Source organism: Streptomyces manipurensis (assembly GCF_049570255.1).
GTDB classification, from domain to species: domain Bacteria; phylum Actinomycetota; class Actinomycetes; order Streptomycetales; family Streptomycetaceae; genus Streptomyces; species Streptomyces manipurensis.
The window spans coordinates 64580-87050 of the sequence record NZ_CP186951.1 but is presented as its reverse complement, the minus strand read 5'-3'; the positions used below and the strand labels follow the sequence as shown (position 1 = coordinate 87050).

Sequence of the window (22471 nt, the reverse complement as noted above, 5' to 3'; positions counted from 1 at the left end):
CCCGCCCCGCCGACGATCGCTTTCCCGCCACAGGCCCGCCCGCCTCCTGGCGGCCCGTCACCTCCGCCCGCCACCGGGCACGTTGACCGGCGGTCCCGCCCGCCCCCGCCGGCGGAACCCCTACACCCCGCCGCCCGGCCTCCAGCCGCGCGGCACCAGCCCCGCCCGCCGCGCCGCCCCGTCCTGCGCGGCCGACCCCGCGTCGCGGCCCGGGCGGGCCCGCGTCACGTAGCGGAACGGCATCCCCCCGGGCTCGGCGAGCATCCCGCCGAAGCGGGTGTCCCCGGCGAACCACACCCGGTCATTTGGCCCCTCCCGCCGCGCCGGCACCCGCGGCCCGTCCCAGCCCTCCCCGGGCGGAGGGAAGGAACAGTGGCTGCGCCCGTCCGGCCCGAGCAGCACCACCCGGCCCTCGGCCGACCACCGCCGCCCGCCCTCGCGCCGACCCTCCGCCGCGACGACCTGTACGTCCTGCCCGGCACACGGCCACACCTGCCAGCCGTACGTCTCCATCACCCGCCGCTCCCGGCGCCGGGCCCGGCGCCACAGCAGGCTCAGCCCCACCGTCACCGCGAGCAGCGGCACCAGCACCACCGCGGCCCCCACCGCGGCCGGCGAGGACGGCCCGAACACCCCCACCGCGGCCACGAGCAGCACCGCCTGCACCGCCGCCGCCCCCACACCCCGGCGCAGCCCGCGCTCCCGCCGCCGCAGCACCTCCTCGACACCGGGAGTGTCCAGGGCCCTGCCGGGCAGCACCGGATATCCGAACTCGACTGCCGACACGGGCACCACTCCGGCTTCACACGGACGATCAGAACAAGAAGAACAAGAAGAACCAGGTACGGCGGGCCGGCAGGGCGACAGGCCGGCGCCCGGGCCGCCGAGCAGTCTAGGCACCCCGCCGCGCCCACCGCCCCCGGACCGGCAACCGCGGCGCACCCGAACCCGGCCCGCCCCGGCCGCCGTTCACCCCCGGCCACCGCCGCCGGAGGCCGCCCGGTCAGCCCCCTGCGGCGGCCGATAGCATCACGGCATGGACCTGAGCGGCAGGATCTGGGGCGCCACGGACGCCGAACGCGGCGCGTCCTACCCGTGCGACCGCCTCGTCACGGGCCGCCGCGAGGGCTGGACCCGGGCGGTCGACGTCGCGGCCCCGCCCGGTGTCCTCTTCCGGTGGCTGCGCCAGCTGACCGTCGCCCCCTACAGCTACGACCGGATCGACTTCCGCGGCCGCCGAAGCCCGCGCGTGCTCCTGCCCGACCTGCCGGACCTGGCCGTCGGACAGCGCCTCCTCGTCTTCGACATCACCGACTTCACCCCCGGCGCGCACATCACCGGCCTGTCCCCGCACCCCTGACCGCCCGCCACGGACCCATGGCCGTCAGCTACACCGTGCGCCCGCGGGGCACCGGCTCCCGCCTGGTCGTCAAGGTCGTCGCGGGCAGCGGCGGGGGAGCGGGCCGAAGGCTGCGCAGGCGGCTCATGGCCTGGGGCGACCTGGTGATGATGCGCAAGCAGCTGCTGACCCTGAAAGAACTGGCCGAAGCGACGGCCGCGGCCCCCGGGCCGTCCCCCGCCCCCGGGCCCACCGGATAGCGGGGCAGGGCAGGAGTACGGGCGCCCCGGGCGTCAGGCGCGCGGTGTCAGCCGCGCCCCGAGCTCCGCGGGCAGGGGATAGACCCGCTCGGGCGGCAGCAGCCTGCGCGCCTCGGCCGCCCGCCCGCGCTGCACGAGGTCCGCGGCCTTGCGGACCTGCGGGGTGAGGTCGGTGAGCCCGACCGTCCACTCCTCGGCGAACGTACGGATCACCCGCCGCCCGATGCCGACCTGCACGCTGTAGTGGTTCAGCGCCGCGCCCCTGGCCGACCGTTCCGGATCCCACTGCACGTGCACGTCGGCCCCGGCCAGGGCGTCCGGGCCGGCGGTCGTCAAGGTGGCGCGGCCGAGGGCGTCCTCCCAGCCCTCCCGGGTGATGCGCACCCCCAGGATCCGCTCCTGGCCCGCCTTGCGGGCCCAGTTGCTGCGGTGCATCAGCCACAGGAACGAGGGCTTGATCCATGTCATCCGCCCGAACGAGAACGGTGCGACGAAACGGCCTGCCGCCAGCGCGGCGTCCGCGACGGCGGACGGATAGGCCTGGTAGACCACGACGGTGTGCGCGTCGTGGTCGGCACGGACCTGGTAGAGGGGTGTCATGCGGCCGAACCCTGCCACCGGCCCGTGCGGCGCCGCGACCCCTTTCCGGGGGTGTCGGATGCGGAAGCGGGCCCCCGGCCCGCCGTCCCCTTCGATCCCGCGGGTCGAAATGTCCGTAAACCTGTCGTCTTTGGGTACGCGTCCGATAACGCAGGGTGAGTTCAGGGGGGTCGGGCGGTGAGGCGGCCCACAGGACGCAGGTCACATACGAGCCCGGCTAGTAGGCCCCGCGGCGGCCCGGTACGCCGTTCCCGCCCGGGTCGCGGCGGGGGACCTGCGGCCCTGATGTGCGGGGTCGCCTAGTAGGCGGGGTCGTTGCCAGGGGGTCGGGCCGTCGGTAGAACTGGATGTGTCGCCGGGCGGCACGGGTGCTCCACCCGCCGCCGACGAACCCCTCTCCACCGTGTGAGTGGCTCACGCATGTCCTCGGCATGCCGCGACCGCCCGTGTCCCCTGTGGAAGGTATCTCCGTGTCCTACTCCGTCATCCGCCGCATCGCCGCCTCGAAGAAGACCCTCGCGGGTGCCGTCGTCGCCCTGGGCGTCGCCGGCTCCATGGTCGCCACGGTCCCCGCGCAGGCGGCCCCGACGAGCGCCAAGGCGATCGCCCAGCAGATGATCAAGGACCCGGCGCAGTTCGCGGCGTTCAACAACATCGTTTCCCGTGAGAGCGGCTGGAACCACACCGCCACGAACGCCTCCTCGGGCGCCTACGGTCTGGTCCAGGCCCTGCCGGCCTCGAAGATGGCCTCCGCGGGTGCCGACTGGAAGACCAACCCGGCCACCCAGATCAAGTGGGGCCTGGACTACATGAACGAGCGCTACGGCAGCCCCGTGGCCGCCTGGAACTTCTGGCAGGCCAACCACTGGTACTAGGCCACCAGCGGCAGCACCAGCAGCACCAGCAGTACGTGAGGACGCCCGGCCGGGACCACCCCGGCCGGGCGTCCGGCGTATCCGCCCCCGGCAGGGGCGCCCGCAGTCCTCACCACCGGTGCCGCAGCAGGACGGCCTCCCCGAAGGACTTTCGCGCGAGATCCTCCCGGCGCACGGTCCACACCAGCACACCACCGCCCCCGCCCCCGTCCCCGCCGGCCGGCGCCCCCGGCACGGGCCGCCCGCACGTGAACTGCGCCAGCATCACCCGCCCCGGCTCGGTGACGGCCCCGTGCCCCACGGCGCCGGCGTTCACCGGATACCCGCCCACCCGGTGCTCCACCCGGTGCACCCGCTCGCCGAGCTCGTCGACGAAGCCCTGCTCGTGCACCGGGTGGTCGTAAGGGTCCGCCCAGGTGCCCAGCGCGAACGCCTCCCGCACGCACGGGTGGTCGGGGAAGGGGGCACTCGCGTCCCGCCGGGCGAACAGCCGCACCGCGGGGACCACCCCGACCCCCGGCGGAGCGCCGACGGCCCGGCAGGGCGTGCCCGCGGGGACGTACACGACAGGACCGGGCGCCGGACCGTCCGCCCCGTCCGTCCCGGGGGCGAAGAACAGCAGCGTGCCGTCGGCCGGCAGCGCGACGTCCAGCCATCCGGCGGGCAGGGCCGCGCAGTCCAGCGACGCGAGGTGGACCGGCGGCACGCCACCGGGCGGGCCGGCGGGCCAGTGCGCACCCCGCGGCAGCAGGGGCAGCCCGCCCAGCCGGGCCGCGGCCGGCTCCCCGGCCCCCGCCTCCTCCTCGCCCACCAGCCGGATCACGGGCCGCACCAGGGCGCACCACCGCCGGGCGTCCTCGTCCGCGAGGTGGCGCCGGGCGATCTCCCGCAGCGCACGCATCTGCCGCTCACCGGCCTGTCCGTCGTCCACGCCCCGATCATGCCCGGGCCGCCGCCCGGCCGTGGACCGGCCCCCGTACCGGCCCCCGCCCGCGTCAGCCGGCGGAGGCCGGGATCTCCTTGACCCGGTCGACGACCGCCCGCGTCATCACCGCGGTGGTGGACACGACGGTGCCGGGCTTGATCAGTCCCTCCTCGCCCGAGACGCCCTGCACCTGCACGGTCCGCTCGCCGAGGTACGCCAGCGTCCCGCGGTCGAAGATCCACTCCTCGCGCTGGCCGGAGGTCTCGTCCAGGCGGGCGACGGCGAGCCCGTGGCGGCCCGCCGCGTCGACCGCGTCGTCGACGGTCACCACCCCGGGGATCCGCGCCGCGGCCCGGTAGAGCGCCGCGGTCAGCTCGGCCGGCGGCAGGCTCGCCCGCAGCAGGTCGCCGATCGTGGTGAACGCCTCCTGGTCGGGGCCGCGGCCCTTCCCCCGGGTCTCCTCGTAGATCTTCCGCAGCAGCGCGTCGGGATCGGTGGGCAGCCCGGCGAGGTAGTCGTAGCTGGGCGCGTTCAGGTGCGGCGTCGGGGTCCGGCCCCGCTCGTCCTTCCCCTCCAGGGTGATGCCCTCCGGGCCGGTGTTGCCCGGCTCGATCAGCCATCCCTTCAGCCCGTCGGGGGAGTTCCACTGGTGGCGCATGTGGAGCTCCTCGCTGACCAGCGTGCTCTTCTTGCCGACGGTCCGCACGTACGTGGTGGCCGTCCGGCTCCCGATGTAGACGAACTGGTCCGGGCGCACCCCCGTACCGGCGGCGGCGCCCGTGGGGGCGGAGGCGGCGGCGAGGGAGATGCGGTCCAGGAGCTGCGGTGTGCCCTGCGCGTTCGCGGCCCCGATCGCGGTGGTCATGGCCGGACCCGTGGCGATCGTGGATCCCGGCCCGTCCGCTCCGCCCCCCTCGACGTGGACGAGGAAGCCGGCGGCGAGCGCCCCGGCCAGCACGAAGGCCGCGGCGGGCACGAGGACGGCACGGCGCAGGAAGGGACGGCGAGCCGAGGCGGTGGCGGGGGCTGCGGCGGTGCCGTGCTTCCCGGCCCCGTCGGCACGGAGGTCTTGGCGGATCTGGGCCATCAGGCGCTCCTTGTGGAACTGGTGGCGGTCCGCGGGCAGTTCCCGTTCGGCGAGCGGCAGGAGCGGATCGTCCCCCCGGCCTGCCGGGTGGGAACGGGAAAGGTCGGCGTTCACTGGATACCTTCCTGTGCGGACCGGACCGGCTTCGCGCGGTCGTCATGTGTCTGTCGGGACCGCGCCGCGAGTTCCCGCCCGTTCTTCTTCAGTTCCGCATCGGCGAGCCTGCGCAGCTTCGTACGGGCCCGCGACAGCCGGGAGCGGACCGTCCCGACCGGGATCCCGAGCACCCGCGCGGCCTCGGCGTACTCCAGCCGCTCGCACAGGCACAGCAGCAGGACCTCGCGCTCCGGCCCGCGCAGCGCACTCAACTGCGCCAGGGTGGCCGCGATCTGCCGCCGGTCGTCCAGCCGGCCGGCCACCTCGTCGGCGTGGTCGGGCACGGCCGCCGAGCCGGCCGCCACCGCGGCCGCCGCGGCCGCCGCCCGGTAACGCCGGTTGCTGCGGCAGTGGTTGCGGGCCAGATTGGTCGCGATCCCCAGCAGCCAGGGCCGCAACGACCCGCCCTCGGGCTCGACCGTGCCGCGCAGCCGCCACGCCTCGAGGAAGGCCGCCGACATCACGTCCTCCGCCACGCCCCAGTCGCCGGTCATCCGGAAGGCGTGGTTGTACAGGGTGCGGGCGTAGCTGTCGAACAGCTCCGCATAGGCGTCCGGATCCCCGGACCGCACCCGGGTTCGCATCTCTGTCGTCACTCCTGTCGGCTGTCCGCCACCCCCACCCCGGTTCCCGTGACCTGCGTCACCCGGGCCGCCGCGCGCCCCCATTCTTCGCGACGCGGACCGCCGTCCACGGACGGGCCGCCCCACGCGATGTGTCAAACCGCACATTTCGCCCCGAGGCGGGCGGAGGGCGGCACGCCGGGGAGGCGCTCCGGCCGGGCTGCGACAGGGCTCCGGCCGGTTCGGGCGGAGCCCGAACCCCCCCTTCCGGAACAAGCGGAAAGCGCAGAAAGGGCCGAAAGGCCGATGAGTGAGGTTCATGCCGTTACGTACGCTTGTCGGCCGGGGGACCTCACTGCGATTCGAGAGCGGCATTCATGGCGATCACCAGCACGCGCGCCCGTCGTCGGGCGGCCCGTACCGCCCTGGCGGCGGCTGTCCTCCTGCCCGGCGTACTCCTCGGCACCCCCTCGTACGCCGCCACGGACGGCGCCGCGGGCACCACGGGCACGGCCGGCACGGGCACGGCCGGTGCGGGTGCGGGACAGGCAGCGGCGGCCGCCGCCGGGCAGCCCGCGAAGACGCAGCCGGCCCGGCACGGCAAGCCGCCGATGACGATCACCCGGACGGCCGCGGGCGCGGAGCACTCGGTCGCCATCACCATCGACGACGGCCCCGACCCCGTCTGGACGCCCAAGGTCCTCGACGTCCTCGACCGCCACGGCGTCAAGGCCACCTTCTGCATGATCGGCAACCACGCGCAGGAGCACCCCGCCCTGGTCCGCGAGGTCGTCGCCCGGGGCCACCGGCTCTGCGACCACTCCGTCGGACACGACACCACGATGGACCACAAGCCGGTCGCCTACCAGGAGCGGGAGATCGTGGGCGGCAAGGAGATGATCGAGAAGGCCGCCCCGGGAGCCCGCGTGGACTACTACCGCGCGCCGGGCGGTGCGTTCACCCCGGACAGCAGGCGGATAGCCGCCGAACACGGCATGCGGCCGCTGGGCTGGACCGTGGACCCGAAGGACTGGAGCCTGCCGGGCGTCTCCTCGATCGTGGACACCGTCCAGCACCCGCTGGTCCGCCCCACCGTCCTCTTCCACGACGGCGGCGGCGACCGCTCCGAGACGGTCGCCGCGCTCGAGAAGGTCCTGCCGTGGTACGCCTCCCAGGGCTACGCCTTCACCTTCCCCGCCCGCGACACCGACTGACCCCACGCCCCGCACCGCGTCACCGGCCCCGCCGTCACCGGGCCCTGCCGTCACCGAGCCCCACCGCCGGGGAGCCCGGCCCTCGGCCCCGCCGGCCGGGCTCCCCGGCGGGCGGTGACGCTGGGCCCACCCCGCCCGCCGCAGCCCCGCCCGCCCGGTGTCCGCGCAGGTCACCGCCCCGGACACCCCGCCGGAGCGGGTACGCCGGCGGGGGCCGCCGGCAGCCCCCGGCCCGCTGCCGGACACCGCTCGCCCCGCCCGGGGCCCCCGCTTCCTCCGCCGGGGCGAAAAACCCGGAAAACCCGTGCCCGCCGATGTCGAGAACCGCCGATCGGCTCCGTCTCCCCGGTACACGCGGCCAGAATGGGCCGCAGCCCACCGAGGAGAACCACCATGGCCAAGTACCTGCTGCTCAAGCACTACCGAGGCGCCCCGGCAGCGGTCAACGACGTCCCCATGGACCAGTGGACGCCGCAGGAGATCTCCGCCCACGTCCAGTACATGCAGGACTTCGCGGACCGGCTGGAGAAGACCGGCGAGTTCGTCGACGGCCAGGCCCTCTCGCCCGAGGGGACGTTCGTCCGCTACGACGGCGAGGGCCGCCCGCCGGTCACCGACGGCCCCTTCGCCGAGACCAAGGACCTCATCGCCGGCTGGATGGTCATCGACGTCGACACCTACCAGCGCGCCGTCGAACTCGCCGGCGAGCTCTCCGCCGCCCCCGGCGCGGGCGGCCGCCCCATCCACGAATGGCTCGAGCTGCGCCCCTTCCTCTCCGCCCCGCCCACCGTCACCGAGTAGCGCCCCCGCATGGACGAGACCCTGCTGCGCGACCTCACCCCGAGCGTGCTCGGGGTCCTCGTCCGCCGCGGAGCCGACTTCGCCGCGGCCGAGGACGCCGTACAGGAAGCACTGGTCGAGGCGGTCAGGGCCTGGCCGGAGGACCCGCCCCGGGACCCCAAGGGCTGGCTGATCACCGTCGCCTGGCGCCGCTTCCTCGACGCGACCCGGTCCGAGGCCGCCCGCCGCCGCCGGGAGGACGCCGCGGCCGCCGAGCCCGCCCCCGGGCCCGCACCCGCGGCCGACGACACCCTCCGGCTGTACTTCCTGTGCGCCCACCCCTCCCTGACCCCGTCCTCCGCCGTCGCGCTCACCCTGCGCGCCGTCGGCGGACTCACCACCCGCCAGATCGCCCGGGCCTACCTGGTGCCCGAGGCGACCATGGCGCAGCGCATCAGCCGTGCCAAACGCACCGTCTCCGGCGTACGGCTGGACACCCCCGGCGACGTCTCCACCGTGCTGCGCGTCCTCTACCTGGTCTTCAACGAGGGCTACTCCGGCGACGTCGACCTCGCCGCCGAGGCCATCCGGCTCACCCGCCGGCTCGCGGCCGCGATCGACCACCCCGAGGCGGCCGGCCTGCTCGCCCTCATGCTGCTCCACCACGCCCGGCGGGCCGCCCGTACCGCGGCCGACGGCAGCCTCGTACCGCTGGCCGAGCAGGACCGCGGCCGCTGGGACAGGCATGCGATCACCGAGGGCACCGGGATCCTGCAGGCCGCCCTCGCCCGCGGCCGGCTGGGCGAGTACCAGGCCCAGGCCGCCGTCGCGGCCCTGCACGCCGACGCGCCCACCGCCGCGGAGACCGACTGGGTGCAGATCGTGGAGTGGTACGACGAGCTCGCGCGGCTGACCGACAGCCCGGTCGTCCGCCTCAACCGCGCGGTGGCCGTCGGCGAGGCCGACGGCCCGCGTGCCGGCCTGGCGGCGCTCGCGGCGCTGGACGCCTCCCTGCCCCGCCACACCGCGGTGGCGGCCTACCTCCACGAACGCGACGGGGACCTGGTGACGGCGGCCCGTCTCTACGCCGAGGCTGCCGCGAAGGCCCCCAACCTCGCCGAACGCGACCACCTGACCCGCCAGGCCGCCCGTCTGAACACACTCCGACCCCGCTGACCTGCAACGACGCGCCCTGTCACACGCCTGTGACAGTGGGCGGACACCGTCGTGAAGTCCGGAGGCCAATCTTTTTACCAGGCGGACAAAACAGACATTTAACTCACTGGCCGCCGGAACCCCCACCCCCCCTTTTTATTCAGACGGAGTGACTCTCATGGCCCGCACCACCCGCAAGCAGCGTTTCGCGATGTTCGCCGTTTCGACCGCCATCGTCGGAGGAGGCGTGCTGCTGCCCACCAGCGCCTTCGCCGCCACCACGGCCGCGCCGACCGGACACGCCGCGCAGGCGAAGAGCGGTCACGAGAACAACCACAAGAAGGACAGCCACAAGAAGAAGGACAACCACAACAACAAGGGCAAGAAGCACGACAAGAAGAAGCACGGCGGCAAGAAGAACAAGGTCCGCGACGTGGAGAACATGCCGGGCTGCAAGTTCTACCAGGGCAAGGTCTACTGCGAGCACAAGCCCGAGAAGCCGGCCCCGGCCCCCGAGAAGCCCCAGACCCCCCAGACCCCGCAGACCCCGGAGAAGCCGCAGACCCCGCAGACCCCGGAGAAGGTCCCCTCCAAGGACCAGGCCGCCGAGAAGAAGGACAACCCCGACGGTGTCCCGAACGCCCCGGCCAAGGCGTCCTGACCTCCGCACCCCTGCCCCCGCGCCACCCCGTACAACAGGTGAACCCTCGGCCCCTGCCACGCCCACCGGGCGCGACAGGGGCCGAGGGCTGTGCCGAGACGCCCGGGGTCGGCCCGGCTAGCCGAGCGGCTCCAGCGTCATGAAGGCCTCCTGCGGACTGCCGTCGTGCACCAGCGACTCGTGCGCGCCCACGTCGTCGAAGGCGAACCCGTACGCCTTGCCGTCGGCCATCTGCTCGTGGACGATCCGCGAGTAGTGGTTGGTCACCGCGTCACGGTAGAAGCCGGCGCCGTTCGCGTCGGGCTGGTTCGGATTCGTCAGCAGCGTCGAGCGGTTGAAACCCGCGCACAGGGTGCGCGAAATCGGCCCGCGGACGGCGTCGTTGGGCGCATCCAGCAGCTTGTAGCAGCCGAAGACACTGTCGGAGTCCGGCTTCCGGAAGCTCGTCACCACCGCCCCCGAGGCGTTGGTGAAGTTCATGACGTCACCCGAGACCCGGCCGTGGTACCTGGTGTTCGGCTCGTGCGCGAACGGCGTCACGGTCAGCGTGGAGGAGCGGTAGCGGTTCCAGACCCGGTCGATGTAGTCGTTCATGACACCGGCCGGCAGCCCGCCCGCCTCGATGCCGTGACCGGGCGCGAGCGCGCGCACCGGGGTCCCGTCGGGCCGGTTCTGGATCAGCCCGCCCCAGCCCGCCGCACGCAGCCCGGCGAAGACCGCGCCGTAACCGCCGGACTTGAGCCGGCCGGTGCTGCGGACCGCGCCGCCCGCCCCCTTGACCCCCACCGCGTACGGCACGGAGAACATGTCGACCTGGGTGCTGTTGATCCACAGACCGGCGTCGTTGAGCGTGTACTCCGACCAGTTGAACAAGATGGTGCGGTTGGGGTCGGAAGGGTTCTGCACGGCGGGCTGCACCAGACCACCCGTACTGACCTTGAACACGAGCTTCTGCCCGTAGGAGAAGTAGACGCGCCCGGAGAACTTCGGCATCCGGATCGTCCGGCTCTGCCCGTTCGCCGGGCCGGCGATCGACGCGTCGGGCGCCGGCGTCGGCGGATTGCCGCCCACGGGCCAGGGATGGAACCGGCCCTCGGCATCGGCCCACCCCTGCTGACCCGTCGTCAGCAGCGTTCCCAGGTTGTAGACGTAGACCGGCTCGCTGCGCCCCGAGGTGTTCTTGATGGTGAGCGGGACGGTCGCCGGTACGGCGTCCGCGGACGGTGACGGGCCGAAGAACATCAGGCCGGCGGCGACCACGGTCGCCGAGACCCCGAAGGCGAGCACTTTCGACAGGCGGAACACTCTCTTCCTCCTTGCGTGGGGGGATGCGCCGTGGGGAGGCGGCGCGGCAGGGGATCGATGTATTGAACTCTGAGAGCGCTCCCAGCGTCCGATTGTGTTCATCTTCTGTCAATGCCCTTGACGCGGAACGGTGTTCGGGGGACCGCCGGACCGGAGACCTCGGATCCTGGGACGCGCTCGCCCGCGCCCTGGACGCCGCGGGCATCCGCCGGCCCTCCGGCTTCACCCACGAGGTCGTCTTCCGCCGGTGCCCCGCCTGCCAGGAGTACGGCATCGTGCGCGAGGACGACTTCGCCTGCGTCTTCTGCGGCGGTGATCTGCCCGCGGTCTGGAACGTGGACCCCTCGGCGTGACGGGCGCCGCCGGGCCCGCGGCGGAGCCGGCCCCCGGGGCCGTCCGGATCCGGAGGACGGACCCTGCGGCGGCCCTGCGGCTGCCCGACGACTGCCGGGGTGCCGTCGGCAGCCGGTGCCGTGCGTGTCCGCAGCCGTCGTTGCCGTACGTCTCGCGCCGACGGGTGTCGGCGACGGCGCACACCGGGGCCAGGACGCGGAACGCCGTGGGGTGTTCGGCGGTGGGCAGGTCCGCCGCGAACCCGTGGCGGGGCGGGTCCGTGCAGATCGTCACCGAGGGGTCCTCGATGCTTTCACGGGCCCGGTTCCGGGGGAGGGGGAAGGGAGAGGCCGCCCCTGCCGGTCACGGCACCCGTCCCGCTCGCTGGGGACGCCGGGGCCGATGGGATCCTGGGCCGATGCACGCATCACCCGCCGACCTGGCCGCCGCCCGCTGGCCGCTCGCCGCGTCCTCGGAGACCGACTGGCTGCGGGAGCTGGCCGCCGACGACGGGCTGACCGGGTTCATGCCGCCGCCCCTGCCCGACGCGGCCTGGGTGCTGCACTCCCTGTACGAGCACGACGTCGGACCCGCCGGCATGTCGTTCCCGGCCTATCTGCACGCCTTCCTCAACACCACCGGCACCGGTCGCGAGATCGTCCCGGGCCTGGACCCCGCCGACGTCTTCGCCGACCCCGCCGACCCCTTCGCCCGTTCCGCCGGCGAGCACCCCGGGCCCCGCTGGCACCGTCTGCGCTGGGCGGAACTCGCCCGCCGCACCGGCGACCCCGTGGCCGCCGGGGGCCGCCCGCCCGGCCACGGCTCCTTCCCCTCGCTCGCCGCCGCGGCGGGCGGCTGGCCGGTCGGCATCACGGCGCCGTCCGAGGGCAGCCTGGACCGCGCCGACTGGAACCGGCTGGTCGACCTCCTCACCGCGCACAGCCCCCAGGGCCCCGCCACCCGCTGCTTCGCCTACTACACCCCGCTGGTGTGCGGGGCGGAGGACTTCGAGAACCTGTGCGTGCGGACCGGCCGCCTCCAGGACGCCAAGGCCCTGTACGACCACCCCGACGCGGAGTTCTCCGGCCCGACCAACCTCTGGCCCCACGACCGCTCCTGGGTCGTGTGCACGGACTACGACCTGTGGGCCACCAAGGTCGCCGGCCCCGCCCCGCTCGTGGAATCCCTCCTGGCCGACCGGGAGATCGAGGCCGTCCGCCTGCCCTGAACCACCCCCGGCGCCCGCACCACCCCGCACCCGCCCCCACCCCGTACCGCCGGGGCCGCGCTCCGGCCCGCGGCGCCGTACGCCATGCACCCCGGCGGCCGGCCCGGCGGACCGGTGCCCCTCACGACTCCCGCAGGCGCACGGCGAGGGCGGCGATGTCGTCGTCCAGACGCCCCCTGCTGTACCGCAGGAGGTCGTGGTGCAGCGCCGCCAGCAGCTCCCGGGGCGGCGTCGAGGGCTGCCGGCGCATCCACGCCGCCAGCGGGAAGAACTCCCCGTCGACGGCGCGGGCCTCCGCGATCCCGTCGGTGTAGAGGAGCAGCAGGTCACCGGGCGTGACGTCGAAGGTGTCGACGTTGTAGTGGTCGCCGATCAGCCCGGCGAGGCTCAGCAGCGGCGAGGGGGTGCCCGGCTCCAGGACACGGAGCTCCCCGCGGTTGACCAGCAGGGGAGGGGGGTGCCCGCAGTTGAGGATGCCGATCCGTCCGCCCTCGCGCGGGATCTCCACCAGCAGGGCGGTGGCGAAGCGCTCCATCGGCCCCTCGGGCGGGAACGCGGCGTTGTAGCGCGTACTGCTGGCGTCCAGCCTGCGCGCGACGTCGACCAAGTCCTCCTCGCCGTAGGCCGCCTCCCGGAAGGCGTTGACGATCGCCGCGGCGGCCCCCACCGCGGGCAGGCCCTTGCCCCGCACGTCACCGATGAGCAGCCTGACCCCGAACGGGGTGTCGACCACCTCGTAGAAGTCCCCGCCGATGCGCGCCTCCGCCGCGGCCGCCAGGTACAGCGACTCGATCTCGATGTTCCGGAAGCGCCGCGGCATCGGGCTCAGCACCACCTGCTGCGCGGCGTCGGCGACGAGCCGGACCTGGAAGAGGGTGCGCTCCCGCTGGAGCCGGACGTGGCTGCCGTAGGCGGCGGCGACCGTGACCGCGATGATCCCCGCGGCCGTCCACCACGTTCCCAGGTCGGGGAAGACCATGCCCAGGCCGATCATCAGGAACAGGCAGACGGTCCCCAGCAGGACGGTGGGCAGGACCGGCCACATCGCGGCGGCCAGGGCCGGTGCCGCGGGCAGCAGGCGGCTGAAGGCCATCTCCGGCGGGGTGGCGTAGGCCAGACTGGCGATCACGACGGTCAGGATGACCGGCGACAGCCGTACGAGCCTCCCCGGGCCGTAGCGCCGACGGAGCCGCAGCCGTCCAGAGTCGATCACACCTCTCAGAATATCCGGGCAATCGGGGCATAGCGCCCCGACGGCCGCCCCCGCAGGCCACCCCGGCCGCGCCGCCCGGCCCACCCGCCACCACCCATGAAATCGAACAGGTACACGATTGTGGCGGCGTGACACCCGGAGCGCCCGGGTCGTTGTTCCGGTCGTGACTACTCCCCCTCGTAAACGAGGGGGCTTCTCGTCAAGCTGGTTGGGCTTGACGACGGGCCAGCCCGGCCCGCAAAACGTTGGAAGCCCCCACGATGTCGGCGTGCGCCTGGTGGCCGCAGCCAACGCGGTGGAACTTCTCCTGTGTGGGCCGGTTCTCCGCCGCGACGTGCCCGCATTCGGGGCAGGTCCGGGAGGTGTTGCGGGGGTCCACGGCGATCACGTCTCGTCCGGCGCTTTCAGCCTTGGCGTGCAGGATCGTCGGGAACACCCCCCATCCGGCATCCGAGACAGAACGGTTGAGTCCGGCCTTGGCGGCGGCCCCGTTGGGCAGGAAGCTGCCCGGCTGTTCAGGGTTCGGCTTCGGCGCGGGGGACCGCAGCATGTTGCGGATCTTGAGGTCTTCGTGGGCTATCAGGTCGTGGTCGCGGACCAGGCCGAGCGTGGTCTTGCGCGCGTGGTCGAGCCGCTGACGGCGGACCTTGCGGTGCAGGTCGGCAACGCGCTGGACGGCCCGCTGGTGGTTGGCGGTCCGCTTGTCCCGGCGGAGGCGTCCGAAGCGGCTGAGCTTGTGCTGTGCGGCTTCGAGCTTCGCGGCGGCCTTGCGGGCGTGGCGCGGGTTGGCGACGTGTTCGCCGTTGGAGGTGGTGAGGAACGAGACGATGCCCATGTCGATGCCGACCACGGAGCCGGTCGCCGGGAGCGGCTCGGGCTGAGTCTGCTCGGCGGTCAGGACCACGAACCACTTGCGGCCCTGGCGCTTGACGGACACGGTCTTGACCTTGCCGACCACGGTCCGGTGCTGGTTGACCTTGACGTGCCCGACGCCCTGGAAGCGGACGCGGGTCTGCTGGTCGTGCGGGGTGGAGTCCCAGCGGCAGCCGTCGCCGTCCTTGGGGGAGTCGACCGTGTCGAACCAGTTGACGCCACGGAAACGCGGGTACCCCGGTGTGTCGCCGGACTTGATCCGGCGGAAGAACGCGGCGAACGCCTTGTCCAGCCGGCGAAGCGTCGCCTGCTGCGAGGAGAACGACCATCGGCCCTGCCGCTCCGGGTCGAATGCCCGGATCTCCTTGAGCTGCGCGGACTGCTGCCCGTACTTGATGCTCGTCTTCGAGATGTGCCGGTAGGCGTCACGGCGTTCCTGGAGAGCGCCGTTGTAGAGGCCGCAGTGATCGCGCAGCATCTCGCCGAGCGCGGCAGCCTGGCCCACGGTGGGCCGCATAAGGAACTTGTACGCACGGATCAACGCGGCCCACCCCCTTCGGTTTTCCCAGGTCACGGCTGATGTGATCACCCTACTGGCGGCCACTGACAAGGGCGGTTCGCCTGGCGGCGAATCGCCGCCCCTTGCCCCCCTACGCGGGAGCTTCGTTTCACCCCCCACCTAAAGGTGGGGGTACCCACGAAGGAGACAGGATGGACAACGACCTGCTGGACGTACTCGTCGACGGGGTGACCGAGCCCCGCCTCAAAGTGATCAGCCACGACGAGGCCAGGGCCCTGGTGATGCTCCTCGGCCTGCTCGACGCCCCCGCACAGCCCGAGGACATCCGCCGCGCCGCCGCCGAGCTGCGCTTCCGCATCAGCTCCCGCCTCGCCCTGCCCCTCTGAGCCGTCTCCGGTCCACCGCGTCGCGACGCACGGCACGGCCCGGCCCGGTACGGCACGCACGGCGCGGAGCCCCGCCGCGCACCCGGCCGGGCTCAGGCGCCCTCGGCCGCGGCGGCCTCCTCCAGCAGGCGCACCGCCATCGCCCGCATCTCGATCTTGCGGATCTTCCCCGTCACGGTCATCGGGAACTCCTCCACCACGTGCACGTAGCGCGGGATCTTGAAGTGCGCCAGCCGCCCCGTGCAGTACGCGCGCACCGCCTGCGCGGTCAGTGGCCGTGCCCCCTCCCGCATCCGCACCCACGCCATCAGCTCCTCCCCGTACTTCGGGTCGGGCACCCCGATGACCTGGACGTCCAGGACGTCGGGGTGGCCGTGCAGGAACTCCTCGATCTCGCGCGGGTAGAGGTTCTCGCCTCCCCGGATCACCATGTCCTTGATCCGCCCGGTGATGCTCAGATAGCCCTCGTCGTCCATGACCGCCAGGTCGCCGGTGTGCATCCAGCCCTCCGCGTCGACCGCCTCGGCGGTCTTCTCCGGCTCGCCCCAGTAACCCAGCATCACCGAGTAGCCCCGGGTGCACAGTTCCCCCGCGCTGCCGCGCGGCACCGTCCGCCCGGACCGCGGATCCACCACCTTGACCTCCAGGTGCGGGCCCACCCGGCCCACCGTGGACACCCGCCGCTCCACCGGGTCGTCCGCCCGCGTCTGCGTGGACACCGGCGAGGTCTCCGTCATGCCGTAGCAGATGGAGACCTCCGCCATCCCCATCCGCTCGATGACCTCGTTCATCACCTCCACCGGGCACGGTGACCCCGCCATGATCCCGGTGCGCAGACTCGACAGGTCGTACCCCTCGAACCCCGCGGCCGCCAGCTCGGCGATGAACATCGTGGGCACCCCGTACAGGGACGTACAGCCCTCCGCCTGCACCGCCTCCAGCGTCGCCACCGGGTCGAAGGCGGGAGCGGGGATCACCATCGCCGCTCCGTGGCTGGTGCAGGCCAGATTGCCCATCACCATCCCGAAGCAGTGATAGAACGGGACCGGGATGCACACCCGGTCCCGCTCGTCGTATCCGCAGGACTCGCCCACGAAGTAGCCGTTGTTGAGGATGTTGTGGTGCGAGAGCGTGGCCCCCTTGGGGAAACCCGTCGTCCCCGAGGTGTACTGGATGTTGATCGGGTCGTCCGGGTCCAGGGCCGCCTGCGCCCGCGCCAGCACGGCCCGGTCCCCGGACCGCCCGCGTTCCAGCAGCGCCTCCCACCGCGGGCCGTCGAAGAGGACGGTGAACTCCAGCCCCGGACAGCGCGGCCGGACCTCCTCGATCATCGCCGCGTAGTCGGAGGTCCTGAAACGCGGCGCCGCGACCAGCAGCCGGATCCCGGACTGCCCGAGCACGTACTCCAACTCGTGGGAGCGGTACGCCGGATTGACGGTGACCAGGATCGCCCCGATCTTCGCGGTGGCGTACTGCACCAGCGTCCACTCGGCGCGGTTGGGCGCCCAGATCCCCACCCGGTCGCCCCGCACGATCCCCAGGCCCAGCAGCCCGAGGGCGAGCGCGTCCACCTCCGCCGCCAGCTGCGCGTACGTCCACCGGCGGCCGGCGGCCACGTCCACCAGGGCGTCCCGGCCGCCGAAACGCCGCACGGTCCGGTCGAGGTTGTCCCCGATCGTCTCGCGGAGCAGGGGGACCTCGGAACTCCCCGACGCACGACTCGGAGCTGAGGACACACGTACCTCCTGCACTCGCTGCGGCGAAGACGGCCAACCCGCGCCGCCCATGATCCCCTGCCCGCCGCCCGCCGCACCAGAGGCACCCCCGGACGCGTGAGGACCGCCGGGCCCGGCCACCGAACGGGGGCGCGGGCCCGGCGGTCCGGGCGACCGGGGGACCGGGCGGGTGGTTCTCAGGAGGCCGCGGGGGCCGGCACCGGGTGCAGGGCGGTGGTGCCGAGGTTCTCGCGGTCCCGGGCGCCGAAGGTGGACCACAGGGCCGCCGTCAGCAGCAGGAGCGCACCGAAGAAGAGGTAGACCGGCCTGCCCCCGAAACGGTCGAAGAGGAAACCGGTGGCCAGGATCGCCCCGGCGCTGACGATGCGGATCACGGCGTCGAGCAGCCCGTGCCAGGTGCCCAGCAGCGCGGCGGGCGCCCGGAGCTGGACCAGCAGGCCCGCGGACCTGAGGTACACGGTGAAGCCCAGGCCGAAGAGGATCAGTGCGGCCGCCAGGATCCACTGCGTCCCGCCGAGCAGCGCCGCCGTCAGCGTGCCGGCGCCCGCGAGGGCGGTGGCCCACCGCAGGCTGGAGTAGATGCCCTCCGGGCCGGCCTTGGCGACGACCAGGCCGCCGATGACGGCCCCGATGGTGGAGAACGCCAGGAAGGAGCCGGCCCGGGCCGGCGACATCTCGAACGTCTCCCGCATCAGGGACAGCAGGGAGAGGATGACGGTGGACAGGGCGAGCACGGTCAGGGCGTGGAAGGTCAGGAAGCGGCGCCAGGCCGGGCTGGTGACCAGGGTCCTGGCCACCACCCGGCGCCCCGGCAGCACGGCCGGCTCCTGCGCCGCCGGCTCCCCGGCAGCCTCCTCGCCCGGGCCCCGGTCCGGGCCGGACGCCGGCTGCGCGGACCGCGGCCCGCGGGCCACGACGGCGACGAACGCGGCGAACACGGCGAGGGCGAGGACCTGCAGCCCCGCGGCGACCAGCAGCGCCCGGGACCCGGGCATCAGCGCGATGACCAGGCCCGCGACGACGGGGGAGAGCAGCTCGGAGGCCGAGCGGATGGTCCCGCCGATGCCCTGGACCCGTACGAGGGTCTTGGCGTCGAGGATCCGCGGCAGCAGCACGAACAGCGCCATCTCCCCGATGTGGTGGACGAGGTCCACCGTGGCCGCCGCGACGACGATCGCCCACAGGTGCGACGACAGGAACGAGGAGCCGATCCCGATGAGGACGAACACCCCGATCTTGACGAGGTACGCCACGACCAGGACGGCCCGGGGATTGCCCCGGTCCAGCAGCGGTCCGGCCGCGACCGAGGCGACGACCTCCACGCCGTACCCCACGCAGTACACCAGGCCCACCGTGCTGACCAGCCCGGACAGGTCCAGGGCCAGGTTGGCGAACGCGATGTCGTAGATGCCCTCGCTCATCGAGCGCGAGAGCACCAGCGCCGCGAAGACCACCAGCAGCAGCGTCAGCCACCGCGGCGCGGACTCCAGCGCGGCGCGGCCGGTCCTCGGCTTCTCCTCGGTCGCGCTCACCGGTACGCCAGCTCTCGCACGACGTTGCCCGCCAGAGCCGAACCGGGCGCGTCGAAGGCCGGAAGTAACCCGTCGGCGGGCACGGGCACGAACAGCTCGGGCAGGTCGGCGCCGCGCGAGTCGTGGACCTCGTACTCCACCCGGTAGTGGAGCGTCCCGCTGCCGCGGGCCCGCATGAGCACACCCGGCTCGACGGTCAGGACGACCCGCGGGTCCCGCGGGAAGGGCAGGACCTGGCAGGCCCCGAAGGTCGGCGAGTCGGTGCGGCGGTCGATGAGTTGCAGTTCCATCCCGGGATTGTCGTACAGCAGCGGGGACAGCTTGAGCGTCATGTGCGGGTGGGCGCTGAAATACGCCGGCCAGGAGTCCGGGAGGTCCAGGACCATGGTGTCGGCGAGCCCGTTCTCCACGTTGGAGCCGATGCCGTACGAGTCGTCGCGGATGGACTGGTAGGAGCCCACCCCGGCGCTGACGGTGGCCAGTTCGGACCCGGGCAGGGCGGGCTGCTGCCCGGCCAGGTCCCGGTCGATGAAGTAGCGGTGCAGCTCCCCGCCGATCTCGGCGGAGGCCACGACGCCCTGCTCGGTCGCGCCGCCGAGCCAGCTGCGGGAGACCACCTTGGAGATCAGGAACTGGGCGGCCGTCGGCAGCTCGACGGTGTTGGCGACGGCCCGCGGGCGCGCCCGCTCCATCTCGGCGACGGAGTAGGTGGCGTTGTCGTCGAGCGGGGACCACTGCGAGGCGGGGTCCTGCGGGGCGTGCAGGGAGTAGTCGTTGCGGGTGGTGACGTTCTCCAGCCGTTCGAACCAGTGCGCGTAGCCGGGCGGCACCGCCAGCACGCACGACCCGTCCGCCGGGACGTCGATGACCAGCTTGCGGTCGTACTCCGGGGAGCCCACCCGGCAGTCGTACATGTGGACGGTGACGGGCCCGGTGCCCGCCGGCCCGTAGAAGGACAGCCGGTCGTACTGCCCGAGGTGCACCGCGTACTCCTCGTACGCGAAGTGCGGGCTGTGCACCATGTAGTGGTACGGCCGGTCGTTGCGGGAGGACCGGATGTGCCGCGCTCCCGGGAGGCCGGATTCCTCACCCGTCGTACGGGTCTTGGTCATGATCAGGTGCGGCTTGGGGAGGGCGGACATGGACGGCGTTCCTCTCTGCAGTGCGGGGTTGCGAAGCGGCCGCAAGTGCCTGGGGCGGGTGCACCGGAGTGGTGCACCCGCCCCCAACGACTGCCGGCCGATCAGACGGTGGTGACGACGACACCCTCGGGCAGGGCCGCCTTGAACTCCGCCAGGTCACCGTAGGAACGCGAGGTGATCTGCTCCTCGGTGTCGGCGTCGATCATCCGCGAGGCGATCTTGCCGAGGATGCTGCGGAAGTACTCCGGGGTCTCGAAGTACGGCTCCAGCGCGGAGCTCAGGCTCTCCAGCGCGGCGCGGGCGGCGGGGTCGGTGACGTCACCGGACATGGCGGCGAGCTCGGTCTTCCAGGCGGCGGTCTCGACACTGGTGATCGACATGATGAGTTCCCTTCGGTGGGTTCTGCGGTCGGATTTCAGCGGGTGAGCGATATTGCCTTGGCCTCCATGCGCGCCAGCGCGTGGAGAGCCGGTCCGGGCAGGTAGCGGTCGCCGTCCTGCTCGGGCCTGCTGGTGACGGCCCCGGAGAGGGTCGAGGTGGTGACGTCGCGGCCGAGAGGGTGGTCCAGGGCCCAGGGCTGAAGGTCCAGGAGCTCCATCTCGGAGCGGAGCCAGACACGGCCGCTTCCGGTGAACCGGTACCAGGTACCGGGGGGGACGCGGACCCCGATCGTGGGGTCCCCGAGGCGGATCACGGAGTGCTCGCCGTCGGCGGCCACCACCTCGATCTGCGCGTCCGTGCTGCCCGCCAGCCACGTCAGGCGGCGGCGGGAGTATTCGTGGCGGACGAACCGGCCGGTGCCGCCGTCGGCCCCGTCCGTCTCTTCCGCGCGGCTGCCGTCGAGGTCCACTTCGAGGACGTCGGAGGTGCAGCTGTCGGTGGAGGGCACGACGGTGAAGGACTCCGGGCCCGTCAGCACGAAGTTGTTGCGGGAGGACCACGGGTGGGCGTCCGCACCCGTCTCCGCGGCCCGCCACGCCGGCCTGAGCGTCGCGTAGGTGGTGCTGCCGCCGATGGAGACGCGGTACCGGGCGGCGTAGGCACCCTGGTCCTGGGCGTTGGTCTGCTGCGACATCCGCGAGAGCAACAGGTGCGCGGCGACCGGCAGTTCGTGACGGTTGGTGCGCACCACCGGGGCCTGCCGGGAGGAGCGCAGGAAGGACACCAGGTCGTTGTCCGGTTCCCAGTCGGGGTTCTGGTCGGCGTACCAGACCGGCTCGTCGCGGGTCACCACCCCGCCCAGCCCGTCGAGGGTGTGGGCGACGCCCTTGGGGATGATCAGCACCCGGTGGGGCGAGACGGCCATCTCGATGGTGATCTCGTCGCCGAGCTGGGGCGAGTCCTCACGGCAGTCGATCAGGTGCACGGCGATGCGCTGGCCCTCGCCGAAGAAGGTGAGCCGGTCGTCCTGGCCGACGTGGATGCCGAAGGCGGAGTAGGCGAAGTCCTTCTCGTGGGTGACGTAGTCGGTGATGCCAGGCCCCTCGGAGATACGGGTCACCCGCACGACCCCGTTCGTGCCGTCGCTCTCGGTCACGTTCGTGGTCTCCAGCCGCGCTCCCGGCAGGCGGAACTCCATCGAGGTGACGTCGTCGGGCACCTGGACGGTACCGATGTGGCGGCGTGCGGTGGTGCGGTCGAGCGCCGTACGCGGCCCTGCGTCAGCGGTTTCGAGCATGGTGGATTCCTCTCTCTTGCCTTCGTGGTGGTCGCCGACGCGCGGGCCGGGGGGTGTGCGGGGAGAGCGGGCGCGGGAGCCGCTCACGGAAAGTCCGCCGGGCAGGCGGACAGGCGTACGGTGCGGACGGACGGACGGACGGGCGGACGGGCGGACGGGCGGACGGGCGGACGTACGGTGCCGGCGGGCGTACGGTGCCGGCGGGGGCCGTCAGTGGTACTCGCGGCCGTCACCGGCGTCCGCGGTGTCCGACAGCCGCCAGGCCACCAGCCGCGGGGTGTGGGCGACGGCCCGCAGGCACGCGGCCCGGGCGGTGAGCAGGGCCTCGGCCTCGCAGCCGGCCAGGAGGAACAGGACCAGGTCGATCCGGTCCCCGTCGGCCCGTGTCCACAGGTGCTCGATCCGGTCCGCGGGGTCGAAGTGGGCGGTGAGGAGTTCCCTGAGGTCGGCGGGCGCCGCGGACGTCCCGTGGGAACCGACCAGCCGCATGGTGATCATGTACATGGAGCCCTCGTGTGAACCGGCACCGTCGGCCTCCGGAAGGGTTCCGCGTCAGACGACGGTCAGGCCGGCGCCGCCGCCCTGACCGGCGCCGCCGCGCGGTCCGCCCCAGCCGAAGCCGTCGTCGGCCACGACGTGGTAGCCGCTGCCCCAGCCGAAGCCGTCGTCGGCCACGACCTGCCCCTTGCCCCAGCCGAACCCGTCACCGGCGGTCGTCCGCCCGGCGGCCGGGGCCTCCTGGGAGACGGCCGCGGGGGTTCCGACGGCCACGACGAGAGCGGCGGATGCGAGCAGGACTGCGGCGACCCGGGACATGGAGGCTCCACCCTTCAGAATCAGCTTCTCTGCCTTGCTTGTCGCGTTCACCCCGTTCTGTGGGGTGTTGCGTTCGATGGCATAAGCCTGTCCC

Annotated in this window: 24 protein-coding genes and 1 pseudogene; 10 read left to right on the top strand and 15 right to left on the bottom strand. The window is 73.2% G+C overall.

Features of this window, described 5'->3' with window-relative positions:
* Positions 1 to 120 precede the first annotated feature (120 nt).
* The gene (locus tag ACPU2J_RS35780; RefSeq protein ID WP_423835104.1) at positions 121 to 786 is read right to left on the bottom strand and encodes a hypothetical protein; all 666 of its coding nucleotides are present in this window, start codon (positions 784 to 786) and stop codon (positions 121 to 123) included.
* A gap of 250 nt (positions 787 to 1036) precedes the next feature.
* Between ACPU2J_RS35780 and ACPU2J_RS35775 the strand changes: the two genes are divergently transcribed.
* Positions 1037 to 1360 carry a hypothetical protein gene (locus ACPU2J_RS35775; protein WP_423835102.1) on the top strand — a complete coding sequence of 108 codons (324 nt, stop codon included), beginning with the start codon at positions 1037 to 1039 and terminating at the stop codon, positions 1358 to 1360.
* 17 nt (positions 1361 to 1377) lie between these two features.
* The gene (locus tag ACPU2J_RS35770; protein WP_423835101.1) at positions 1378 to 1599 is read left to right on the top strand and encodes a hypothetical protein; all 222 of its coding nucleotides are present in this window, start codon (positions 1378 to 1380) and stop codon (positions 1597 to 1599) included.
* A 33-nt stretch (positions 1600 to 1632) separates the two neighbouring features.
* Here the strand turns inward: ACPU2J_RS35770 and ACPU2J_RS35765 are convergent, their stop codons facing one another.
* Complete coding sequence (locus ACPU2J_RS35765) at positions 1633 to 2199, bottom strand: DUF4291 domain-containing protein (RefSeq protein WP_361602898.1); 567 nt, start codon at positions 2197 to 2199, stop codon at positions 1633 to 1635.
* Between the two features lie 431 nt (positions 2200 to 2630).
* On the opposite strand from ACPU2J_RS35765, the gene ACPU2J_RS35760 reads away from it, so the two are divergent.
* The gene (locus ACPU2J_RS35760; protein WP_361602901.1) at positions 2631 to 3074 is read left to right on the top strand and encodes a transglycosylase SLT domain-containing protein; all 444 of its coding nucleotides are present in this window, start codon (positions 2631 to 2633) and stop codon (positions 3072 to 3074) included.
* A gap of 109 nt (positions 3075 to 3183) precedes the next feature.
* On the opposite strand, the gene ACPU2J_RS35755 is transcribed toward ACPU2J_RS35760, so the two are convergent.
* The 3 genes from ACPU2J_RS35755 to ACPU2J_RS35745 form a co-directional block, all read right to left on the bottom strand.
* Complete coding sequence (locus ACPU2J_RS35755) at positions 3184 to 4005, bottom strand: DUF1963 domain-containing protein (protein WP_420078012.1); 822 nt, start codon at positions 4003 to 4005, stop codon at positions 3184 to 3186.
* A 64-nt stretch (positions 4006 to 4069) separates the two neighbouring features.
* Positions 4070 to 5200, bottom strand: a complete 1131-nt coding sequence (locus ACPU2J_RS35750; protein ID WP_423835100.1) for a CU044_5270 family protein — start codon at positions 5198 to 5200, stop codon at positions 4070 to 4072.
* A complete protein-coding gene (locus tag ACPU2J_RS35745) occupies positions 5197 to 5826 on the bottom strand; it encodes an RNA polymerase sigma factor (RefSeq protein ID WP_399315247.1) in 630 nt (209 codons plus the stop codon). The genes ACPU2J_RS35750 and ACPU2J_RS35745 overlap by 4 nt, the downstream gene beginning before the upstream one ends.
* A 356-nt stretch (positions 5827 to 6182) precedes the next feature.
* On the opposite strand from ACPU2J_RS35745, the gene ACPU2J_RS35740 reads away from it, so the two are divergent.
* The 4 genes from ACPU2J_RS35740 (at position 6183) to ACPU2J_RS35725 (ending at position 9615) form a co-directional block, all read left to right on the top strand.
* On the top strand, positions 6183 to 7019 hold the full coding sequence (locus ACPU2J_RS35740) for a polysaccharide deacetylase family protein (protein ID WP_423835099.1): 837 nt from the start codon (positions 6183 to 6185) through the stop codon (positions 7017 to 7019).
* Between the two features lie 393 nt (positions 7020 to 7412).
* On the top strand, positions 7413 to 7820 hold the full coding sequence (locus ACPU2J_RS35735) for a YciI family protein (RefSeq protein ID WP_420078009.1): 408 nt from the start codon (positions 7413 to 7415) through the stop codon (positions 7818 to 7820).
* A 9-nt stretch (positions 7821 to 7829) separates the two neighbouring features.
* Complete coding sequence (locus ACPU2J_RS35730) at positions 7830 to 8975, top strand: RNA polymerase sigma factor (RefSeq protein ID WP_420078008.1); 1146 nt, start codon at positions 7830 to 7832, stop codon at positions 8973 to 8975.
* Positions 8976 to 9132: 157 nt separating this feature from the next.
* On the top strand, positions 9133 to 9615 hold the full coding sequence (locus tag ACPU2J_RS35725) for a hypothetical protein (RefSeq protein ID WP_423835098.1): 483 nt from the start codon (positions 9133 to 9135) through the stop codon (positions 9613 to 9615).
* Positions 9616 to 9732: 117 nt separating this feature from the next.
* Here ACPU2J_RS35725 and ACPU2J_RS35720 read toward each other — a convergent pair whose 3' ends face one another.
* Positions 9733 to 10920, bottom strand: coding sequence for a glycoside hydrolase family 64 protein (locus ACPU2J_RS35720; protein WP_420078007.1), 1188 nt, complete (start codon positions 10918 to 10920; stop codon positions 9733 to 9735).
* Positions 10921 to 11084: 164 nt separating this feature from the next.
* Between ACPU2J_RS35720 and ACPU2J_RS35715 the strand changes: the two are divergent.
* Together ACPU2J_RS35715 and ACPU2J_RS35710 are read left to right on the top strand one after the other, a co-directional pair.
* A pseudogene (locus tag ACPU2J_RS35715) lies at positions 11085 to 11273 on the top strand (hypothetical protein); the annotation flags it as partial.
* A gap of 398 nt (positions 11274 to 11671) precedes the next feature.
* A complete protein-coding gene (locus ACPU2J_RS35710) occupies positions 11672 to 12481 on the top strand; it encodes a hypothetical protein (RefSeq protein WP_420078006.1) in 810 nt (269 codons plus the stop codon).
* Between the two features lie 121 nt (positions 12482 to 12602).
* Here ACPU2J_RS35710 and ACPU2J_RS35705 read toward each other — a convergent pair whose 3' ends face one another.
* Both ACPU2J_RS35705 and ACPU2J_RS35700 read right to left on the bottom strand, forming a co-directional pair.
* Positions 12603 to 13694 (bottom strand): PP2C family protein-serine/threonine phosphatase, encoded by a 1092-nt coding sequence (locus ACPU2J_RS35705; RefSeq protein WP_420078005.1) that lies wholly within the window; start codon positions 13692 to 13694, stop codon positions 12603 to 12605.
* Between the two features lie 199 nt (positions 13695 to 13893).
* Entirely contained in the window at positions 13894 to 15108 is a 1215-nt protein-coding gene (locus tag ACPU2J_RS35700) for an RNA-guided endonuclease InsQ/TnpB family protein (protein ID WP_423835097.1), read from the bottom strand.
* 170 nt (positions 15109 to 15278) lie between these two features.
* Here ACPU2J_RS35700 and ACPU2J_RS35695 point away from each other — a divergent pair, with 170 nt between their 5' ends.
* Positions 15279 to 15473 (top strand): hypothetical protein, encoded by a 195-nt coding sequence (locus ACPU2J_RS35695; RefSeq protein ID WP_365498274.1) that lies wholly within the window; start codon positions 15279 to 15281, stop codon positions 15471 to 15473.
* A 92-nt stretch (positions 15474 to 15565) separates the two neighbouring features.
* Here the strand turns inward: ACPU2J_RS35695 and ACPU2J_RS35690 are convergent, their stop codons facing one another.
* The 7 genes from ACPU2J_RS35690 to ACPU2J_RS35660 form a co-directional block, all read right to left on the bottom strand.
* Complete coding sequence (locus ACPU2J_RS35690; RefSeq protein ID WP_423835096.1) at positions 15566 to 17260, bottom strand: AMP-binding protein; 1695 nt, start codon at positions 17258 to 17260, stop codon at positions 15566 to 15568.
* Positions 17261 to 17385: 125 nt separating this feature from the next.
* Positions 17386 to 18741 (bottom strand): MFS transporter, encoded by a 1356-nt coding sequence (locus ACPU2J_RS35685; protein WP_420078002.1) that lies wholly within the window; start codon positions 18739 to 18741, stop codon positions 17386 to 17388.
* Positions 18738 to 19883 carry a hypothetical protein gene (locus tag ACPU2J_RS35680; protein ID WP_420078001.1) on the bottom strand — a complete coding sequence of 382 codons (1146 nt, stop codon included), beginning with the start codon at positions 19881 to 19883 and terminating at the stop codon, positions 18738 to 18740. Before ACPU2J_RS35680 ends, ACPU2J_RS35685 begins: the two co-directional genes overlap by 4 nt.
* A 101-nt stretch (positions 19884 to 19984) precedes the next feature.
* A complete protein-coding gene (locus tag ACPU2J_RS35675; RefSeq protein WP_361607256.1) occupies positions 19985 to 20263 on the bottom strand; it encodes a hypothetical protein in 279 nt (92 codons plus the stop codon).
* A 35-nt stretch (positions 20264 to 20298) separates the two neighbouring features.
* Positions 20299 to 21561, bottom strand: coding sequence for a hypothetical protein (locus tag ACPU2J_RS35670; RefSeq protein WP_423835095.1), 1263 nt, complete (start codon positions 21559 to 21561; stop codon positions 20299 to 20301).
* 210 nt (positions 21562 to 21771) lie between these two features.
* A complete protein-coding gene (locus tag ACPU2J_RS35665; protein ID WP_420078000.1) occupies positions 21772 to 22065 on the bottom strand; it encodes a hypothetical protein in 294 nt (97 codons plus the stop codon).
* A 48-nt stretch (positions 22066 to 22113) separates the two neighbouring features.
* Positions 22114 to 22377, bottom strand: a complete 264-nt coding sequence (locus tag ACPU2J_RS35660) for a hypothetical protein (RefSeq protein WP_423835094.1) — start codon at positions 22375 to 22377, stop codon at positions 22114 to 22116.
* Between the last annotated feature and the right edge of the window lie 94 nt (positions 22378 to 22471).

Coding starts and splice junctions, on each gene's coding strand:
- ACPU2J_RS35775 (WP_423835102.1), top strand. CDS start 1,037: ATGGACCTGAGCGGCAGGATCTGGGGCGCCACGGACGCCGAACGCGGC.
- ACPU2J_RS35730 (WP_420078008.1), top strand. CDS start 7,830: ATGGACGAGACCCTGCTGCGCGACCTCACCCCGAGCGTGCTCGGGGTC.
- ACPU2J_RS35765 (WP_361602898.1), bottom strand. CDS start 2,199: ATGACACCCCTCTACCAGGTCCGTGCCGACCACGACGCGCACACCGTC.
- ACPU2J_RS35660 (WP_423835094.1), bottom strand. CDS start 22,377: ATGTCCCGGGTCGCCGCAGTCCTGCTCGCATCCGCCGCTCTCGTCGTG.
- ACPU2J_RS35725 (WP_423835098.1), top strand. CDS start 9,133: ATGGCCCGCACCACCCGCAAGCAGCGTTTCGCGATGTTCGCCGTTTCG.
- ACPU2J_RS35670 (WP_423835095.1), bottom strand. CDS start 21,561: ATGCTCGAAACCGCTGACGCAGGGCCGCGTACGGCGCTCGACCGCACC.
- ACPU2J_RS35735 (WP_420078009.1), top strand. CDS start 7,413: ATGGCCAAGTACCTGCTGCTCAAGCACTACCGAGGCGCCCCGGCAGCG.
- ACPU2J_RS35745 (WP_399315247.1), bottom strand. CDS start 5,826: ATGCGAACCCGGGTGCGGTCCGGGGATCCGGACGCCTATGCGGAGCTG.
- ACPU2J_RS35770 (WP_423835101.1), top strand. CDS start 1,378: ATGGCCGTCAGCTACACCGTGCGCCCGCGGGGCACCGGCTCCCGCCTG.
- ACPU2J_RS35740 (WP_423835099.1), top strand. CDS start 6,183: ATGGCGATCACCAGCACGCGCGCCCGTCGTCGGGCGGCCCGTACCGCC.
- ACPU2J_RS35665 (WP_420078000.1), bottom strand. CDS start 22,065: ATGTACATGATCACCATGCGGCTGGTCGGTTCCCACGGGACGTCCGCG.
- ACPU2J_RS35675 (WP_361607256.1), bottom strand. CDS start 20,263: ATGTCGATCACCAGTGTCGAGACCGCCGCCTGGAAGACCGAGCTCGCC.
- ACPU2J_RS35760 (WP_361602901.1), top strand. CDS start 2,631: ATGCCGCGACCGCCCGTGTCCCCTGTGGAAGGTATCTCCGTGTCCTAC.
- ACPU2J_RS35680 (WP_420078001.1), bottom strand. CDS start 19,883: ATGTCCGCCCTCCCCAAGCCGCACCTGATCATGACCAAGACCCGTACG.
- ACPU2J_RS35695 (WP_365498274.1), top strand. CDS start 15,279: ATGGACAACGACCTGCTGGACGTACTCGTCGACGGGGTGACCGAGCCC.
- ACPU2J_RS35710 (WP_420078006.1), top strand. CDS start 11,672: ATGCACGCATCACCCGCCGACCTGGCCGCCGCCCGCTGGCCGCTCGCC.
- ACPU2J_RS35690 (WP_423835096.1), bottom strand. CDS start 17,260: ATGGGCGGCGCGGGTTGGCCGTCTTCGCCGCAGCGAGTGCAGGAGGTA.